The organism is Pseudomonas sp. NPDC079367 (assembly GCF_044542195.1).
GTDB lineage: Bacteria > Pseudomonadota > Gammaproteobacteria > Pseudomonadales > Pseudomonadaceae > Aquipseudomonas.
This window is the reverse complement of sequence record NZ_JBITTW010000016.1, coordinates 19,584-37,770: the sequence shown is the minus strand read 5'-3', so window position 1 is coordinate 37,770 and position 18,187 is coordinate 19,584. Positions and strand designations below refer to the sequence as shown.

General features: G+C 51.6%; 15 protein-coding genes and 3 pseudogenes. 10 read left to right on the top strand and 8 right to left on the bottom strand.

The window, feature by feature from the left end; all coding sequences use genetic code 11:
* Positions 1 to 97: 97 nt before the first annotated feature.
* On the bottom strand, positions 98 to 988 hold the full coding sequence (locus ACIGDJ_RS14940; RefSeq protein ID WP_397504567.1) for an MBL fold metallo-hydrolase: 891 nt from the start codon (positions 986 to 988) through the stop codon (positions 98 to 100).
* A 230-nt stretch (positions 989 to 1,218) separates the two neighbouring features.
* Here ACIGDJ_RS14940 and ACIGDJ_RS14935 point away from each other — a divergent pair, with 230 nt between their 5' ends.
* Positions 1,219 to 2,250: a GlxA family transcriptional regulator gene (locus tag ACIGDJ_RS14935; RefSeq protein WP_034139979.1), complete on the top strand. Its 1,032-nt coding sequence runs from the start codon at positions 1,219 to 1,221 to the stop codon at positions 2,248 to 2,250.
* Positions 2,251 to 2,309: 59 nt separating this feature from the next.
* Here ACIGDJ_RS14935 and ACIGDJ_RS14930 read toward each other — a convergent pair.
* Positions 2,310 to 2,677: pseudogene (locus tag ACIGDJ_RS14930) on the bottom strand (hypothetical protein); the annotation flags it as partial.
* Here ACIGDJ_RS14930 and ACIGDJ_RS14925 point away from each other — a divergent pair.
* Positions 2,672 to 2,983, top strand: a pseudogene (locus ACIGDJ_RS14925) (potassium transporter Kup); the annotation flags it as partial. The pseudogenes ACIGDJ_RS14930 and ACIGDJ_RS14925 sit on opposite strands and share 6 nt — an antisense overlap.
* A 43-nt stretch (positions 2,984 to 3,026) precedes the next feature.
* Here ACIGDJ_RS14925 and ACIGDJ_RS14920 read toward each other — a convergent pair.
* The 3 genes from ACIGDJ_RS14920 to ACIGDJ_RS14910 form a co-directional block, all read right to left on the bottom strand.
* Positions 3,027 to 3,155: a hypothetical protein gene (locus ACIGDJ_RS14920; RefSeq protein ID WP_256675350.1), complete on the bottom strand. Its 129-nt coding sequence runs from the start codon at positions 3,153 to 3,155 to the stop codon at positions 3,027 to 3,029.
* A gap of 92 nt (positions 3,156 to 3,247) precedes the next feature.
* A complete protein-coding gene (locus ACIGDJ_RS14915; RefSeq protein WP_034139980.1) occupies positions 3,248 to 3,889 on the bottom strand; it encodes a hypothetical protein in 642 nt (213 codons plus the stop codon).
* 12 nt (positions 3,890 to 3,901) lie between these two features.
* Positions 3,902 to 4,639, bottom strand: coding sequence for a HupE/UreJ family protein (locus tag ACIGDJ_RS14910; RefSeq protein WP_033902320.1), 738 nt, complete (start codon positions 4,637 to 4,639; stop codon positions 3,902 to 3,904).
* A 513-nt stretch (positions 4,640 to 5,152) separates the two neighbouring features.
* Between ACIGDJ_RS14910 and ACIGDJ_RS14905 the strand changes: the two genes are divergently transcribed.
* The 7 genes and pseudogenes from ACIGDJ_RS14905 (at position 5,153) to ACIGDJ_RS14875 (ending at position 13,275) form a co-directional block, all read left to right on the top strand.
* Positions 5,153 to 5,452, top strand: a complete 300-nt coding sequence (locus ACIGDJ_RS14905) for a metal-sensing transcriptional repressor (protein WP_033902319.1) — start codon at positions 5,153 to 5,155, stop codon at positions 5,450 to 5,452.
* A 35-nt stretch (positions 5,453 to 5,487) separates the two neighbouring features.
* Complete coding sequence (locus ACIGDJ_RS14900) at positions 5,488 to 6,603, top strand: efflux RND transporter periplasmic adaptor subunit (protein ID WP_051422214.1); 1,116 nt, start codon at positions 5,488 to 5,490, stop codon at positions 6,601 to 6,603.
* Positions 6,600 to 9,686: an efflux RND transporter permease subunit gene (locus ACIGDJ_RS14895; protein WP_186352427.1), complete on the top strand. Its 3,087-nt coding sequence runs from the start codon at positions 6,600 to 6,602 to the stop codon at positions 9,684 to 9,686. Before ACIGDJ_RS14900 ends, ACIGDJ_RS14895 begins: the two co-directional genes overlap by 4 nt.
* A complete protein-coding gene (locus ACIGDJ_RS14890; protein WP_033902318.1) occupies positions 9,679 to 9,981 on the top strand; it encodes a DUF3240 family protein in 303 nt (100 codons plus the stop codon). Before ACIGDJ_RS14895 ends, ACIGDJ_RS14890 begins: the two co-directional genes overlap by 8 nt.
* A complete protein-coding gene (locus ACIGDJ_RS14885) occupies positions 9,981 to 11,228 on the top strand; it encodes a TolC family protein (protein WP_033902317.1) in 1,248 nt (415 codons plus the stop codon). Before ACIGDJ_RS14890 ends, ACIGDJ_RS14885 begins: the two co-directional genes overlap by 1 nt.
* Positions 11,229 to 11,392: 164 nt before the next feature.
* Positions 11,393 to 12,713 (top strand): annotated as a pseudogene (locus ACIGDJ_RS14880) (OprD family porin).
* A gap of 232 nt (positions 12,714 to 12,945) precedes the next feature.
* A complete protein-coding gene (locus ACIGDJ_RS14875) occupies positions 12,946 to 13,275 on the top strand; it encodes a DUF2790 domain-containing protein (protein WP_033902240.1) in 330 nt (109 codons plus the stop codon).
* Positions 13,276 to 14,056: 781 nt separating this feature from the next.
* Here the strand turns inward: ACIGDJ_RS14875 and ACIGDJ_RS14870 are convergent.
* Positions 14,057 to 15,364, bottom strand: coding sequence for an MFS transporter (locus tag ACIGDJ_RS14870; protein WP_034139959.1), 1,308 nt, complete (start codon positions 15,362 to 15,364; stop codon positions 14,057 to 14,059).
* 264 nt (positions 15,365 to 15,628) lie between these two features.
* Here ACIGDJ_RS14870 and ACIGDJ_RS14865 point away from each other — a divergent pair, with 264 nt between their 5' ends.
* Positions 15,629 to 15,781 (top strand): YHYH domain-containing protein, encoded by a 153-nt coding sequence (locus ACIGDJ_RS14865; protein ID WP_223817870.1) that lies wholly within the window; start codon positions 15,629 to 15,631, stop codon positions 15,779 to 15,781.
* Between the two features lie 104 nt (positions 15,782 to 15,885).
* Here the strand turns inward: ACIGDJ_RS14865 and chrA are convergent, their stop codons facing one another.
* On the bottom strand, positions 15,886 to 17,244 hold the full coding sequence (gene chrA / locus ACIGDJ_RS14860) for a chromate efflux transporter (RefSeq protein ID WP_033898332.1): 1,359 nt from the start codon (positions 17,242 to 17,244) through the stop codon (positions 15,886 to 15,888).
* Positions 17,237 to 18,181 carry a chromate resistance protein ChrB domain-containing protein gene (locus tag ACIGDJ_RS14855; protein ID WP_033898333.1) on the bottom strand — a complete coding sequence of 315 codons (945 nt, stop codon included), beginning with the start codon at positions 18,179 to 18,181 and terminating at the stop codon, positions 17,237 to 17,239. Before ACIGDJ_RS14855 ends, chrA begins: the two co-directional genes overlap by 8 nt.
* Between the last annotated feature and the right edge of the window lie 6 nt (positions 18,182 to 18,187).

The following is an 18,187-nucleotide window of genomic DNA, read 5'->3' as shown; positions in this document are numbered from 1 at the left end:
CGATCTCCGGTCAAATTATCCGAGCATAGGGATTGGTGGTGAAGGCTCAGGTCGGCAGGTAGAGCACCTGCCTTATTCCGAACCTAAAAGGTTTGAGTCAGAACTCCAGTGAAGCGCCGTCTTCCGGAATATCGACCCGGCTCTCGATACCTTGCTTCTTGACGTATGTGCGCAGCTCTTCACGACTCAGGGACATGTGGTTAATTGCATCCATGTGCACTGCGACGATTTTCGCGTCCTTCGCAGCCTTTGAGGCGCGTAAAACGTCTTCCTCGCCCATGATGATCGATCCCGTATAGCCGGTCATCATTGCTTTCCCAGCATTCAGTACGATGACTTCGGGATGATATTTCTCAATGGTCTGGTCGACCTCTTTACGCCAGACAGTGTCACCGGCTAGATAAAGGGTCTTGTAGCCTGTAGCTTGAAAAACGACGCCCATTGCTTCGCGAAGAGGCTTCGCTAAAGCGGGTACTGCATACATTTCGTCGGTGCCATGCTGACCACCGGTCTTGGTGATTTTGACGCCGCCGAATTCAGCTTCGTCAGTCAGTACGCGCACATTCCTGAAACCTTGGGAGCGAATTAACTTCGCATCGTCCTCATGCTGCGTGAACAGAGGGATGTCTTTCGGCAGTGCTTTTTGTGCGGCATCGTCCCAGTGGTCAAGATGCGTATGAGTGACGATGACGGCGTCAACACCAGAGATCACTTTTTCGGGCGACTCGGTCAGATCAACCAATGGATTGCGAAGGTTGCTCCGATAGGTATTTTCAAATCCTGGATACGCTCCCTTCTTGGCAAGCATCGGGTCGATCAGGAAGGTGGTGCCGCCGTAGGAGATTTTTACGGTGGCGTTACGAATTTCCTGCAAACCCACTTTATGAGATGCATCAGACGGCTTCGGCGTAGTTGTTTCCGCGAATGCCGTGGTGGCCCCTGCCGCGCAAGCAATGCTAAGGACGAGGGGAAGAGCTTTGAAGTTCATGGGGTGAATCCTGTTAATACATTGATGCCTCAATTCTTGCTCAATGCAATAAAGGTCAACAGTGGCCTGAATGACATATTTCGATATAATCGGGCCAAACGATCAGCCTTGTCCGCGAGTCCACGGGATCAGTTGCTTATACCGCCCACGCGATGCATCACCGTTGACCGTTGCTCATATATTCCTGTGCGCGCTCGATGCAAGCCACACAGCTACCTCGAGGATCACTGATGCAATCCATACGTGTTGCTGTTCTGGCTTTTGACGGCGTCAGCCTGTTCCATCTTTCCGTGCCGGGAATGGTGCTGGGGACGGCGCAGTCCGCACCTGGTGAACCTCAGTATGAGGTCAATTACTTCGCAGAGACGCCGGGTATGGTTACTAGCGACCAAGGTCTCGACTTAGCGGTTGCTCAAGGCCTGGAGCTGATGGAGGCCTCTGATGTAATCGTCATTCCAGCGTGGGCTGATCCATCGGTCGCTGCATCTGCGCAACTTGTGAACGCGCTGCAGCTCGCCCACACGCAGGGTAAGCTCATCGTAGGGCTGTGCTTGGGCGCGTTTGTGCTAGGGGATGCAGGGCTACTGGATGGGAGAGAAGCAACCACTCACTGGGCAGGCCGAGAAAAGTTTGCCCAACGTTTTCCCGCCGTTCGTTTCAGACCCGACGTGCTTTATGTTAGTGATGGCAATATCATAACCTCTGCAGGAACCGTAGCGGCTATCGACTGTTGCCTTCACCTGGTACGCCAGAGACTCGGCGCTGGGGTGGCGAATCGCACCGCGAAGATGCTGGTGACGCCGCCGCACAGGCAGGGCGGCCAAGCTCAGTACGTGGAGCATCCTGTGCCACAACTGTCCAGCGAGACTCATCTGTCTGATGTTCTAACGTGGGCCCGTGTGAACCTTTCGAGTGATCTGTCGCTCGACGTGCTGGCGGACAGGGCGAGAATGAGTCGGCGCACATTTACTCGGCGATTCAGGGAAGCCACCGGAAGCACATTCTCAAAATGGTTAAACGCCCAGCGCGTTGTCAGGGCGCAAGAGCTGTTGGAGACGACTGACTTGCCTATTGAGTGTGTGGCGGGTGAGGCAGGGTTCGGAACGCCCTTATCTTTGAGGCAGCAATTCGGCGTTCATCTTGGCACGTCGCCGTCTGAATATCGGCGTACGTTTTTTCGTGAGATGAGTCCGGGCCGAAAAGCAGACGGAAGTGGGCCCACTGCCGAGTCATTTACTGAGTCTCAGGCAAAAGTTTACTGATGCGCATGAGCTCAGGCTGCATTATCCCTGACAACAGCGCGCAGCGCCTGCAGGGGATGCTAGACGGTCACACCATCTTGCCGTTTCACTTGGCTTCGGCAAGAATATCTGTCAGCCAATAACCGGCCAGGGGCACGAGCGGCGCCCAAGACTGCTTGTAGATCACCTCTGAAGTACCGGCGTTTTTTGTCTCATGCCCATAAGTACCAGACATGCCGCAGCACCCGCTCGCTTGAACCTGTAAATTCAGTCCCATGCGCTCATAGACTTGCTGCCAAAGGCCAATGCTGTTTGGCTCATTTGTCTTTTCAGTGCAGTGGGGAAGGAAGTAATACAGGGCAGCATCTTTGACGCTTTGAGTCTGTGGAAGCGCTCCGGCGAGCCACTCCTGAGGTAGTAATACGATGGGGACTTTGTCGCCCAGGGTCGACGGTTTGAGGTTGAAGCTTACGGCGAAGGGTTCTTCCGAGTCAGTCTCCACTTTGGCTTTATCGAGGAGCCTGACGTACCCGCAGCCTTGAGTGTTTGTCATTTGAGTGAGCTGGACTTCAGTCCGATGCGTACGACCTACGTCCTTAGCCGCGAGACCGTTATCCCGACCAAGCGGATCGGTATGGCTCGTTGGCGAGAAGGCTTGTTCGCTTTTCTGCTGAAGAACGCCAACAGCAACCTTAAATATTTCAACTTGCCGCTGAACCGAGTGATCGAACTGGGTACGCAGGTTGAGATGTAGAAACAAACAAGGCCGCAACTGCGGCCTTGTTCTATTCAGGGTGTCACTCGTGTGAGTGTCCGTGTGCAGCGGACTCGGAGGTTTCTCCTTTCTCACCACCGCCGCATGCCGTCATCAGGCCGAAGAAGCAGATCAGGAGCATCGAACGAAACAGGGTGGTTGGGATTTTCATGGAAGGACTCTTCAAAATTTGGATGAAATAAATGGTCTGGTGCTGGCTGAGCGCTGAATTATCGGCAGCAGGACAGCCATCGCTGTTTTGAATTACTGTTTGACGCTCAAGTAATCGCCGTTGGTTTTAAGTGCAATGGTCACGTCGTTGTTGCTGCGATTACGCCAAAACCAACCATGGGTGCCGTCAAAAATGGCCGTAAATTCACCCTTGTCACTTTTGACCTGCTTGCCCTTGCTGTAGCTGTGGAAGTAACCCTTCTCGCCGTTGTAGGGTTCGCCATGGGTATCGAAGTTCACAGGCCCACCAACCGCAGTCCATTCGTAGCTAACAGACTTGCCCTTCAAGACTTCGAGCTTTATTTCCGTCCCTTCACCTGGCTTGAGCGTGACGCTCATTTGATTCGTCTTCAAAGCTGAAGTTGGCGTGGGTGCCGGCTGAGCAACAGGTTTCGCAACAGGCTGGACTTGCGCGACCTGCATAGCTGGAGCTGGAGCTGATGCTTGCGGCGGAGTTGCATCCGCCAAAGCCTCTTGGGCCAGGATGATCTTCAGTTCGCCCATCTGGGTTAGCCCTAATGCTCGGCCCACACCTGTTGGATCAACGGCGTATTCCGAAGGCATGACAACAGTCACCAGCAGACCGACAGCAGTCAGCAGTGCAATGACAGTCGAGCGCACCAGTTTGCGAGTGCTTGGCAATTCATTAACAGTTGGAAGCGGAGTATTAAACATGGTCAGAATTCCTTACGCGGAGAGAAACAGGCCGGTGATTTGGTAACCCATTAGCAGAAACCCGGCACTCATCATGGCGACGTTGGCGGTATAGGCGTGGCGCCAAAAACCACCAGTGCGACGCCAGTACCCCATCAGGATGAGAATCGCGCTGAGGGCCAGTAATTGACCGATCTCAACGCCAACATTGAAGGCGATCAGGTTCGGAATCAGGCCATCAGGCGAGATCTCGTACTCCTGGATCTTCGTCGCCAGACCAAAACCGTGGAGCAAGCCGAAGATCAGCGTGGCCACTTTGGTGTTGGGTTGGAAACCGAACCAGCGCTGGAATGCGCCCAGGTTGTCGAGCGCCTTGTACACCACCGAGAAGCCAATGATGGCGTCGATGATGTACGAGCTGATGCTGACCTCTGTAAGTACGCCAAGCAGCAGCGTGACCGAGTGTCCCACCGCAAACAGCGTGACGTAGAGGCCCACGTCTTTCAGGCGGTAGAGGAAGAAGATTACTCCGAACAGGAACAGCAAGTGATCGTAGCCCGTCATCATGTGCTTGGCGCCCATATAGATGAACGGCAACAACATGATTCCGGTGCTTTCTTGGATGAAACCCTTGTCACCTTCAGCGACGGCATGCGCCATCGCTTCGGGCATGCCGAAGAAAAGTGCCGCCAAAAACAAAAACAACAGTAATAGCGGGCGATGCGAGGGCGCAGAGAATGCGCCAACACCGCTCATTGAGTACGAATGCATGAATTAATCCTACGTTGCAGTGATCGTGGGCCGCATTGCGGCCATGGTCAGGATGCGAACGCAGGACGGGGTGGACGCTCGATCAAAAATATCGGCGGCAGCGGAACAGAGTGTCGAAGCGCATCGACCCGGATGGCTAGCATAGGGGATGTCGCCAGCATCAACGCGGCAGTGAGTTGCGGCGTCTCGTGCTGATGATCAGGGGTCAATGGCGAATGGTAGTGATCTGAAAGACTTGAATAGCTGGATGAGGCCTCTTCGCCGTGGGAATGATTGGCGTCTTGTGTGATCTCCCAGGCTGGCTGTGTCGACGTCACTGATACCGAATAGGTATGCCCGGCCCAAGCCACCAACATAGCGAGAGCAAGCGCGATTACCACCGTTATTGTCAGTGTCCTGCTGAACATGGAGTTCGGTTTTCTACCTGTTGAATGGGGCTTTCTTACGTTTGACTATATCCTCCTAGGGGGGATAGGATGCCAGCATAATTCATTGAAGCCTGAGCCTCAAGTCATGAGTGAACACGAACAAGAACACAGCCATCCCCACACTCACCAAAGTCATGAGGCAATCATCAAGCGCCTCAAGCGGGCGGACGGTCATTTGCGAGGCATCATCACCATGATCGAAGAGGGGCGCCAATGCGTGGACATCGCACAGCAGTTGCATGCTGTAGAAAAAGCGGTGTGCCAAGCCAAGCGGACGCTCATCCAGGATCACATTGATCACTGTCTAGAGGACACCGTTTCGGCACTGGGTAATGGCGAGCGCGCACCGTTGGAAGCGTTCAAACAAATCACCAAATACCTCTAGGTTAAACATGCCAAACTTCGCTATTAGGAAAGAAGATGACGAAAACCACTAGCTTCAAACTTCGCCGGAACATCACGCTTTTGGTTTCCTGTTTTTTAGGAAGTCAAGCCTGGGCGGTTGAACAGCTTAATATAAGCACCGATCAGATGAAGACGATGGGAATCCAGACAGCACCAGTTCTTAGTAACTCTGGAGATCTAAAAAATCGTTACCCTGCTCAGGTGGTCGTACCTCCCGGCGCAGAACAGATCGTTACGTCACCGATGCAGGCTATGGTTTCGCAGCTTCTCGTCTCGGAATTTCAGGTTGTAACAAAAGGTGACCCGGTGGTGCGGTTGACAGGCCCCGCCATGAGCCAATTGCAGCTTGAATTGCTACAGGCTTCATCTCGAGCAAGCCTCGCTAGAAAAGCCTACAACCGCGAAAATACTCTCTTTGAAGAGGGCATTATTCCTCAACGGAGGGCGCAAGAAGCGGAGGCAGCCTTACGTGAGGCTGAGGCAACGCTATCACAGGTGCGCTCAGAACTTTCACTTGCAGGTCTCTCGAAGTCTGACACCGATAAAATTATAAAGTCGGGTTCGCCTTCGGACGGAATTATTTTGGCGGCGGCTCAAGACGGTATTGTCACGTCTATCTCGGTGAAGCCCGGCCAGAGAGTTGATGCTGCTACAGCTTTATTGAATATCGCCCAAGTCAAGGTTCTGTGGGTAGATATACAGGCCACTTCAACGGCTGCGCAAAATATAAGCTTAGGTACTATTGTAAATGTTGTAGGTAAAGATGTATCAGGGAAAATTAAAAGCATCAGCCCCATTATAGCGTCGGGCAATCAGTTTGTAATAATGCGAGCAGAAATAGAGAACGTTCAAGGTAAGCTGAGGCCTGGTGAGTATATTTCAGTCGATATTCCAGTAGCATCTTCAGGAAATACTTGGGATCTACCATTGTCCGCTATCGCTCGCAATAAGGCAGACTCAGTCGTATTTGTGAAAACTGAGCAGGGCTTTTCAGTCCGCCCTGTCGAAGTTATGGCCAGTACAGGCCAATACGTGCGAATTGAAGGTGACTTTCAACCACGAGACCAAGTAGCTATCAGTGGTGTGATTGCGCTGAAAGGCGCCTGGCTTGCTGAAGGGGAAGCAGAATGATTTTGAACAAGCTCATTCAATTTTCTCTGGCCCAACGATTATTTATAATTTTGGTTACGGTTTTGATTTCTGCTGCGGGTTGGTATGCCTATCGCGGCCTGCCGATTGATGCGTTTCCAGACGTTGCAAGCACTCAAGTTAAAATTATTATGAAAGCCCCCGGCATGACGCCGGAAGAGGTAGAGAGTCGTATCGCAGTACCCGTCGAAGTTGAGATGCTTGGCATTCCGAACACCAAAACACTTCGATCAGTGACGAAATATGGTCTGGTAGACGTCACCATCGATTTTCAGGATGGCATCGACATTTTCTGGGCTCGCCAACAGGTTGCTGAGCGACTCGGAAATCTGTCGGACAGTTTACCGGAGGGTATTTCCGGTGGCATGGCTCCTATCACTACCCCGTTAGGGGAAATGTTCATGTTTACGGTCGACGGAGACTCTTTATCGCTGGTAGAACGCCGAAGCTTGTTGGACTGGGTAATTAGGCCGGCGCTGCGGACAGTGCCTGGAGTTGCCGATGTCAACTCCCTGGGTGGTTTGGTGCGCACTTTTGAGGTGCTTCCTGACCCTATGAAGATGGCAGCCAATAAAATAACCCTGGAGCAACTATCGAATGCTCTAAGTATAAATAATCGGAACGATGGTGCAGGACGTTTGGCCGAAGGCGATGAAGTATTATTGGTGCGAAGTGAGGGCAGCATTAACTCGCTTGACGATCTAAAAAATATAGTGGTGAGTGCGACGACCGGAACTCCGGTTCGAGTTAGCGACATTGCGAGAGTACAGATCGGAACGCTCACACGCTATGGCGTAGTAACTCAGAATGGCACCAATGAAGCAGTGCAAGGATTGGTACTAGGCCTTGCTGGTTCAAATGCGCGTGAGGTGGTTAAAGGCGTGCAGGACAAATTGGCAGAGTTAGCACCTACCTTACCTGCAGGGATATCGATTACGAGTTTCTATGACCGCTCGTCTCTGGTAGATAAAGCTGTCGGTGCTGTTTTCAAAGCTTTACTTGAAGCAACCGTACTCGTCATCATTCTACTTGCACTATTTTTGGGGAACATTCGTGCGGCTTTGACCGTTGCGCTCGTGCTGCCACTTGCGGCGCTGATTACTTTCATCCTTATGCGACTATTTAATATGTCTGCCAACCTTATGAGCTTGGGGGGGTTAGCAATTGCAATCGGGATGCTGGTCGACGCGGCAGTGGTCGTTGTTGAAAACATCGTGCAGCGACTGGCTACCGATGAGTCTCGTGGAAAAGTTCCAAGGCTTCATCTCATATTCCGAGCCGTTCGAGAAGTCGCTGTTCCTGTAACTTCTGGTATCTTGATCATCATTACTGTTTTCCTCCCTCTAATGACCCTACAAGGCCTTGAGGGCAAGTTTTTCGTCCCTGTAGCGCTGACGATTGCTTTTGCACTGGCAGGGTCGTTGCTGCTTTCCTTAACTGTTATACCTGTGCTTTCATCTTATTTTTTAAAAGAGGTAAAGCATGAAGATCCTTGGTTGGCGAGAAAGCTTCTAGGGCTCTATAACCCGATTTTGAGTTGGGGCATGCAGAAGCAAAAAGTAGTGTTTGTTGGTGCTGCAGTTATGCTTTTAGCCGCTGGGATTGTGTACACACAAGTCGGTAAAACCTTTATGCCTACAATGGATGAAGGGGACTTGATCGTGGGTATAGAGAAATTGCCATCCATCAGTCTCGAGCAAACTGCCGAGCTGGATAAAAAGATTCAAATGGCGTTGATGACGGCTATACCAGAGATAAAAGGAGTTGTAGCTCGCGCTGGCTCTGATGAGATTGGTTTGGATCCTATGGGTCTCAATCAGACTGACACCTATTTGCTGCTCAAGCCAAAAGACCAGTGGCGCATGAGCTCTAAGGAAGATTTGCTGAATGAGATTCGTAAAGTTCTAGATAATTTACCTGGTATCGAATACAGCTTTACTCAGCCTATCGAAATGCGTGTATCTGAAATGATTATTGGTGTTCGGGGCGACTTGGCCGTGAAGGTATATGGCCCAGACCTTGGCACACTCAATAAGCTCGGAACCCAAATTGAAGAATTACTGAAGACAATCAACGGTAGCCAGGACGTTTATACGGTTCAAAATGACGGTGTCCAATACTTGCGAGTCGAAATTGACCGATTGCAAGCAGGTCGATTAGGACTTGATGTTGAAACCATTCAAAACATACTTAGAGTTCAGATTGAAGGTAAGCAAGCTGGCATTGTGATCGAGGGCAATCAGCGTACGCCGATCTTGATTCGTGCTGATAAAAGTGTTCGTACCTCACCGGCGGAGTTCGATGCTTTGATTATCACTACACCTTCAGGAATGTCTGTTCCTCTGCGCGATGTCGCCAAGTTAGTTCGTGCGGACGGCCCCGTTAAAATTGACCGTGAAATGGGTAGCCGATATGGCGTAGTAATTGCGAACGTGAGTAACAGGGATCTGGTAGGTTTTGTTGAGGAGGCCAAGGCTTCGGTTGCCAAAAATATCGAATTACCCAAAGGTTACACAATTACTTGGGGTGGGCAGTTCGAGAATCAACAGCGCGCTGCTGCGAGATTATCTATTGTGGTTCCAGTCGCACTTGGCTTGATTTTCGTGCTGCTGTTTTCGACATTTGGATCCGTCAGACAGGCTCTGCTTATTCTTAGCAATATTCCTTTTGCACTTGTAGGCGGTATCGTTGCCCTTTGGGTTACTGGCGAATATCTGTCAGTGCCAGCTTCAGTCGGCTTCATCGCACTGTTAGGTATCGCGGTACTCAACGGGATCGTCTTGGTCAGCTATTTCAATCAGCTCTATCATGAAGGGATGGCTATTAAAGACGTAGTCATCCAAGGTTCAAGGCGCCGGTTAAGACCAGTCCTCATGACTGCTTCTATTACTGCTTTTGGACTGGTTCCACTTCTATTTGCAACGGGCCCTGGCTCAGAAATTCAACGCCCTTTGGCTATTGTAGTGATAGGCGGCTTGATCACTGTTACGGCATTGACACTTCTCCTCTTACCGATACTGTATTTGCGTTTTGCTCATTCGAAAAAGGAGAGCTCCAATGCCTAACTTGCGAATTACTCTACTTTTGCCGCTAAGTCTTGAAGAGAAGGTTTCTGACTATTTTCTTTGTGATCCTAGCATCGGAGTCTTTACGAGCAGGGTGGTTTCAGTACATGGACTATCCAACTCCATGTTGAACTCTGCGGAGCAGGTTATGGGAAGCGCTAAAGAAACGGAAATCGTTGTCGTGGTAGACGAGGAACGCTTCGAACTCTGGATTAGTGAATTTGAGAGGCTTTTCACTAGCTCGGGTATTCGCTATTGGTCGACCCCTATTTACCGTTCGGGAGTTCTGGTGTGATGGAAAAGTTATTACTTCTAGTATTACTACTGGGTGCCAGTGGAGCGGCTCAGCCTCAGTCTTTTGAAATGCCATTGCCACCTGCTCAAATTTTACCAGCAAGCATTGCGACAAAGCTATTGGATGCAGATCCACGAGTAGAGTCAGCCCGGGCCAGTCTGGATGCGGCTATACAGGAGGCGGGGATTATTAAAAGATCTCCTTACGAATGGATAGTTAACGGTACCTCTCAGCAGCGTCGTGTCCAGGGGGGGCCTAACTATAACGAGTGGACGGCTGGAGTAGAGCGCACCATACGGCTCCCTGGAAAGTCTAGTGCTGACTCGGATATCAGTACCGCAACCCTTGAAATTGCGGAGGCTAGTTATGGTGAAGCTAGGCATGAAGCCGCCCGTGAACTGATGTTAGCTTGGCTTGATTGGCAAGCTGCTGAGGAGGCCCGAGATATTGCGGCGAGAGGAGTAGAGTCGGCTAAAGATAGCCTGGCAGCAGTGCAGAAACGCAACAGAGCGGGGGACGCATCTACGCTTGACGTGAATATCGCTAAGGCAGAGCTCTCCGATCAATTACGCTCGGGTAATGATGCAAAGGTGAAGGCAACTACGACTTGGATTGCGCTTACCACCAAGTTTCCTGGCGTTGAGCGAGCGCGAGTCGCTCTGCCGGCTCCCGTAAAAGTTACTGGAAATGATGAGTCCTGGACGGCGAGAATTATTGAGCAAAGCGATGAGCTGAGGCGCACCATCGCAACTGCAAGGCGCGCTGAAGGTTTGTCCGGACGTGCCCGGGCGGATAAAATACCCGACCCCACATTTGGCGTATTTACGAACTCTGAGCAGGGTAACAGAGAGCGTATCTATGGCGTCAGCGTGAGTATGCCAATACCTAGCCGGTCACGTAGTGCGCGTTATGCTCAAGCGTTGGCGCAGGAAGACGCTACTAGGCACGATTCAGCGCTTGTTAAGCGACAACTTACGACCTTGATTACACAAAATCTGGCGTTGGCTGAAGGCGCCTTTGAAAGCTATCTGCTTGCCAAGGACGGAGCTCAGGAGATGGAAACGAACAAGAGCCAGACTCAACGAGCGTATGAGTTGGGGGAGGCGGATCTTCAATCATTGCTTTTAGCCCGCCGCCAATCCGTTTCGGCAGCCACAACGGCCCTAGAGGCACAAGTAGAGACGTTAAAGACAAACTTATCCCTCCTGATTGATGCCCACTGGATCTGGGATCTCGATCACAGTTGAGCCACCATTCCGGCAGCGCAATCAGCTGCCGGAATTCTTTCAAATTTGTAATTCTTCAATCATCTTGAGGTTATGTTTGTAGGTCAGAATGAGTGGCGGTCATTGCAATCACCATTATAAAAAAGGCCGTCATCATAAGAAACTGCCAAATCTTCGGAGCAGACATGACTAGGATAACCAAGATCTCAACAGGCGTATTAGCGGCAATAGCTGGGTTTAGCTCAGTCGCCTATAGTGCAGAGAAGTCAGAAGGTTTTGTTGAAGGTAGTAAATTTACCGTTACCAGCAGAACATTCTATTTCAACAGGGATAATCGTAATGGTGAAACTGCACCAGGGGGCGGGATATTCTGAGGCGACTGCTCAAGCATTCATTGCGAAATTCAATTCTGGTTACACCCAAGGGACGATTGGTTTCGGACTAGATGCTTTCGCCATGATCGGCTTGAAATTGGACACTGGTGGCGGACGCAATGGTGGGCGAAGTTCGTTTGATGTTCTTCCAGTTGACAGTAACGGGGATGCCCGTGATGAGTACACTAAAATTGGAGGCGCCGCGAAGATTCGCGCCTTTGATACGGAGCTCAAAGTAGGCGACGTGTTTCCTACCAGCCCAGTAGTGTATTACGGTGATTCGCGTCTACTTCCTGAGTCTTTTAGAGGTACTATATTTTCCAATAACAGCATCAAAGGCCTGACATTGCAAGGTGGCCGGCTCCATTCTATGAGTCAGCCTGTATCAAGCGATATGAGGGATGGTTTTGCGACCTTCTACGCAGGCCCTGTAAACTCACCAGGAATGAGCTATTTCGGTGGTGACTACGTTCTAAATGAGAACGTAAGTTTCGCGTTGCATGCTGGCCAACTTCAGGATGTATGGAATCAAACGTATTTCGGTACGAACCTCAGCTACGCTCTCACAGATAATCTCGCGTTGATCGGTGGTTTTAATTACTATCGTGCAGTTGACGAAGGCAAGAAGTTATTAGGTGAATTTGATACCAATATTTGGAGCGGGCGTTTTGGTGTTCAGTTTGGTGGCCACACACTCGCCTTAACCCACCAACGAAACAATGGCGAAAACGACTTCGACTATTTACGACAATCCGACTCTGTTTTCTTGGACAACTCAATACAATATAGTGATTTCAACGCCCCCAAGGAAAAATCTTGGATGCTGCGTTATGATCTGAGCATGAAGTCGTACGGGGTTCCTGGACTCAGCTTTATGACGCGTTATGGCCGAGGTAGTGATATTGACTACTCGAGTGCGAATAGTGTCTACATGCGCCGTGATGCCGAGGGCAGTCCGCTCGTGAATCAAAAGAGGTGGGAGCGCGACATCGAAGCAAAATATGTAGTTCAAACTGGAAAAATGAAAGATATGTCATTCCGCATACGCCAGTCTAATACACGCGCGACTCAATTTGAGTCTGACCTGGATGAGTTTAGGCTAATTGTAGAATACCCTCTTGTTTCTTTGTAAGCGGGCTAGACGTAAACGGAACAAAATTTGATTGTGAACTTGGCCTTGATCTAATTTGCACGTCGCTATTTTTATAGATTTTTAGCTATGAATGTTTGCGTGCAAGTTTGATTGGGGGCTGATTGATCTTTCAGCCGTCTAGATCACTGTTAAAGCTAGCGCCCTTTGGGCGCTTTCTAATTCAAATCTTGTGGTTTAAGGCAAATTCAAACTAAAGGGTGTGGGTTACGACATGAAGACTATTAAGATTTCAGTTTTTATCGCGCTTGCTTTTGCGTCGCAATTTATTAATGCGCAAACGCAATCGAAGACAGACGTTGAAAGGGTTGAGCGCGCCAACAAGGTTGCGCTCGAGAATTATGCCAGCAAAGTCGGCGAACCAGTTCCTGAAGTTAAGGATTATGTGTATGGCATGAAGCTAGACGTTGCCAAGACTATACATGTTTCCCCACCAGTAAAATATTGTGGAAATGTCGATAGCTATATGAGTTATCAGGACTCTCAAGGAAAGCTTCACTCCATTCGATATATCCTGCAGGGCGACTGTCCCCAAAAGCGTTAACGCAATTTTTTACCATGACCCCTCGGCTACGCTTCACTGCCTATTTCGCCGTTATCAGCCTCCATCGCAAATCCTTTCATGGCATGTGGTAGGCCGAGGGTTAGCGGACTGCTCATATGCACGCCGACAGTGCGTTTCTATCGGCTCGCCATATACCGGTTGGCGCTAGTTTGAATTCGAGCATGGAGACGTGAGTTCTCGGCCTTACTGATCCCCCCTAAACACATTCCCCTCTAATTTGATCCTCCCCTACCATCAAATAGACCGTACAAAGAGTAGCACCATTCGCTTGATGCCAATGCTTACTGCCATGTCCGCTGCGTCGAAGCTGATGACGGCCAGTTAAGCCAGCACCAGGCTAGAAGGCTTGCATGCAGCGGGAAGCGGTTTCGTATGTGGTGCTCAACATGATTGGAGGCCTGCCTCGCAACAAGCGCGTCCTTTCGTTTGGTCAAAATTGTGTAGGTTCCTCCGTTCAAGAATAAGCGTGTGTCATTTCTCCGTGTCTACGACAACCGACTTTGCCGGTATAGCACGCACTTTTCGTTTCGCGCCTACCAGGGCTAACGTTTCCAGCAATGCAAGTCGCCGGTAGTGCCGAGCGATGTAGCGGGTACAAAAGAAAATCAAAAAAAACTGTTTCAATCGGGTGAGGTTCATGATCCCCCAAAGCCTCTCGCTTACCTATTTTCTGATCATCATCCAGTTGTATGTGACAGCTCTTGTCGATGCATCACTAAATTTTGCTCTGGACTCGAAGGCTTGAGAACTCTTCGCTCCATCAGCGTGGCCACCGACGATGTAGATCATCAATCACATACGGGTGTTCATGCCTTTCTGCGTTGGTGTCGTCAACATGGGCACGATTGTCTGATAGTTCATCATGAGTGTGCTCGACGATTTCTCGATCATGAGCTGGTCGCCAGATGAGGCTACTCATGATAAGCGAGCCTGCTGCCAAGACCGCTAGCGCAATGAACGATGCGGCCAGGCCGTAGTGTGCTCCCAACCATCCCGCCAGAGGGTAAGTGATTAACCAGCAGGCATGGGATAAGGCGAACTGGGCAGCAAATAATGCTGGACGATCCTCAGCATGTGCTGAGCGACGCAAGATGCGACCGCTAGGAGTCTGGGCAAGGGAGTAGCCAACCCCAAGCACCAACCATAGTGGTAGAAGCAAGTTATAAGTGGTGACGTTAATGCCAACCGCTAAACCCGCGACCAATATCCCTCCGCCGAACAGCATGGCAGTTCGGTCTTTGATGTTTTTCAGCAGCCTGGGCAAGACCAAGGCTGACACCATCGACCCTCCCCCAAACGCTGCCAGGGCCAAAGCAGTGGAACTCTGAGGCAGAGCGAAGCGCGACTGCACCAGAACTACTGTATTGACGATCACCATGGCGCTAGCGGCAGCTACCGTAAGATTGAGCGCCAACAGTCCCCGTAACCGGGGCGTAGCTAGGAATATGCGCATACCACGGGTGGTTCGTTCATAAATGCTGCGTCGTGGTACCTGTTTCGCTTTGGGTAGCAGCACCGTAGCGACTAGAGCCGCAGAAGCAAGGAAACCAATGACCGTACCCGCGAACAGATTATGAAAGCTGATCACGGTCAGCAGTGCAGCGGCGAGCATCGGACTGGCAACACTTTCGAGATCGTAGGCCAGACGCGATAGTGACAAGGCACGGGTGTAGTCATCCTCATCCGGCAGGATGTCTGGAATGGTCGCCTGGAACGTCGGAGTGAACGCTGCCGAAGCGGACTGAAGGACGAAAATCAGCACGTAGATTTGCCAGATTTCCGTTACAAACGGCAGTGCAAGTGCGACCAGTGCTCGCACAAGATCCAGTGAAACCAGCATTGCCCGACGCGGTAGACGTTCTGCAAAAGCCGCTGCAATCGGTGCAACGCCGATGTATGCCGTCATCTTGATTGCTAACGCCGTACCTAGGACGGCGCCGGCTTGGGCTCCTGCGAGGTCGAACGCCAGTAGTCCTAATGCGACAGTGGCAAGACCAGTCCCCACAAGCGCAATCACTTGTGCGAGAAAGAGGTGGCGGTAGGTTCGATTGGCTAAGATTTTCAGCATGAGAAATCTCACATAAGGACACACGCGCCCAGTTGGTTGCCGAGCTTTTCTCGAATTAACAAAGCGACGAGTTGTTCGCTTATCGAGGATTCGTATCCCCCTGGGGGGGATATGAAGTCATCCTAAACTAGAGCCGGCATTAGCTCAAGAAGCAGCCGATCAGTCGCTCATCGAATATTTGCGAAATCAAGCAGGATGCGCTTGCTCGGTGAAGGCACTTAGCCATACGCTGCCGGGCGTGAGACCTCTCACGGATATAAAAATATGAGCAAGGAGCAGACCCTGATGAAGCTGTCCGCCATTTTGATCGCCGCTTTACTTTCGATTACGTCCGTTGCTGCCTTCTCGCACAGCGGCGGTACTGATTCAAAAGGTTGCCATCGAAACCATAAAACCAACGACTACCACTGCCATTAAATGGCAAAAGCCCAGCGTCAGGCTGGGCTTTGGTGTGAGCTGGTCACTTCAGATCTGAAGGGGCCTGGGTGTCTGACGGACGCTGTTTAATCCGCTCGTGATAGCTAGCGCAACAGATGTACTGCTAGACCAGCGAGCGCACAGGCCATCAGTACCTGAATGACGCCGCGCTTGAAGCGGAACAATGCTATTGCCGCTGCGATGGCGATTACTGCTGAAGGCCAGTCGAGGTTGCCGCTGAAGCCTTTCGGCCAAAGCACGTGATACCCGAAGAAGCACGCCAGATTGAGGATCACCCCAACTACGGCGGCGGTGATGGCGGTAAGCGGTGCAGTGAACTTGAGTTCGTTGTGGGTCGACTCAACCAGAGGGCCACCCGCAAGGATGAACAGGAACGAAGGTAAGAAGGTGAACCAGGTCACCAGGGCAGCTGCGACAGCTCCGGCCAGAAACACCTGATCAGCCCCGAACACTTGCGAGACATAGGCCCCGACGAAGCCGACGAAAGCCACCACCATGATCAGCGGCCCTGGCGTGGTTTCCCCCAGCGCAAGGCCGTCGATCATCTGTGTCGGGGTTAGCCAGCCATAGTGACCGACTGCGCCTTGATAGACATACGGCAGTACGGCATAAGCCCCGCCGAAGGTCAGCAATGCAGCTTTGGTAAAGAACCAGCTCATCTGGGTCAGGGTTCCTTCCCACCCAAAGAGCGCGGTCAAAACACCCATCGGCAAAGCCCATAGCACGGCACTAATCAGTGCGAGTGAGGCCAATTTCAACCAGCTGAACCGAGCATGTTCGGGGGACGGCGTGTCGTCATCGATTAAGGCCGGGCCGAAGGATTTTTTGGCGGCGCTATGGCCACCGGCTCTGAATTTTTCGGGTGCCATTCGCCCCCCGAAATAGCCAATCAACGCTGCCCCTAAGACGATCAGCGGGAACGGAACATTGAATGCAAAGATGGCGGCAAATGAAGCCGCTGCTATCGCCCACAGCCAATTATTCTTCAGTGCCCGAGAGCCGATTCTATGCGCCGCCTGCACCACGATGGCCGTCACGGCGGGCTTGATGCCGTAGAAAAGTCCGGCTACCACGGGTACTTCGCCGAACGCGATGTACATCCACGACAGCGCGATCAGGATGAATAGTGAGGGCAGCACAAACAGCGCGCCGGCGACCACGCCTCCCCACGTTCGATGCATCAGCCAACCAATGTAAGTCGCCAGTTGCTGAGCCTCGGGCCCTGGCAACAACATGCAGTAATTGAGGGCATGTAGAAATCTGCGTTCTGAAATCCAGCGTCGCCGCTCCACCAACTCCTGATGCATGATCGAGATCTGGCCCGCAGGCCCGCCGAAGCTAATGAAACCGAGCTTCAACCAGAACCAGAACGCCTCACGCAGACTAATCTGTTCAGGCCTCAACGGATTCGCTTCAACCTCTGGTGCCATAACTTTACTCATTGGGTTGCTCCTCTTTCACAAACCCGGCGAGCAGGCCGTCGAAGATGGCGCTCGCGGCAGCCAGAAGTTGGTCGTCGTCGGAAATGGTCTCTCGCAGCCCAGCAAGCACCCGCTGAATCCCGGCAGCCTCCACCGGCTGAATATCGCCAACATCGAGGTAATGCACAAGGGCAGCAATGCGACCTAGACCTTGTATCTGGATTTGAAAACTGGCCTGTAGGGTTTCAAAGGTGACGCGGTTACCAACATGGCTGAAGGTTGCGTCATCAAAATCAAACCCCAAGGCGTTGACTGGGCAGTCCTGTGGAGTGTTCAGCCAGACGATCTGAGCTTGCGGGTCGATGAAGCGGCGGATCAACCAGGCACAGGCGAGCCGGTCGACCCAGGGACGTTTACGCGTTGCCCAGATACGGCCCTGATAATCGCTGAGATTGAGTACCGATATCGGTTGATTACTGCTGTGCGGCTCATCCGGCGACAGGGCTCTACTGACTGCCGTCTCTAACTCCTGTAGAGCCGCATCAATCTGGTGCTTTGGTTCACCTGGGAAGTAATCGATGCTCGCTATCTGATCGTAGGCTTTGCGCAGCTTGCGGATTTGTTTGGTCGTCGCCAGCGCATTTTCAGCATTCAACTGCTCACGGCAGCCTTCGATCTCTCCACCAAGTTTGGTGTAGTCATCCTTGCGGTCGAAAAACTCGATAAAGCGCTCACCGTTGGGATCAACTACAGGCAGGAGGTAGGCGGTGCCATTGATGGCCAATATGTCTCGTTCGACAGAAGTCAGAGCTTCGCGGCAAGCGCTGGTATCAGGGAGCAGGTAAACACCGTCACGGAGTACAGCGGCACCTGAAGCTTTCAAGGCACGCCAGGCTCGCATGCGCTCGGTGGCGTTGGCGGTGGGTAAGCCAAGGATCAATGCGAGCCAATTTTTCATGTAGGA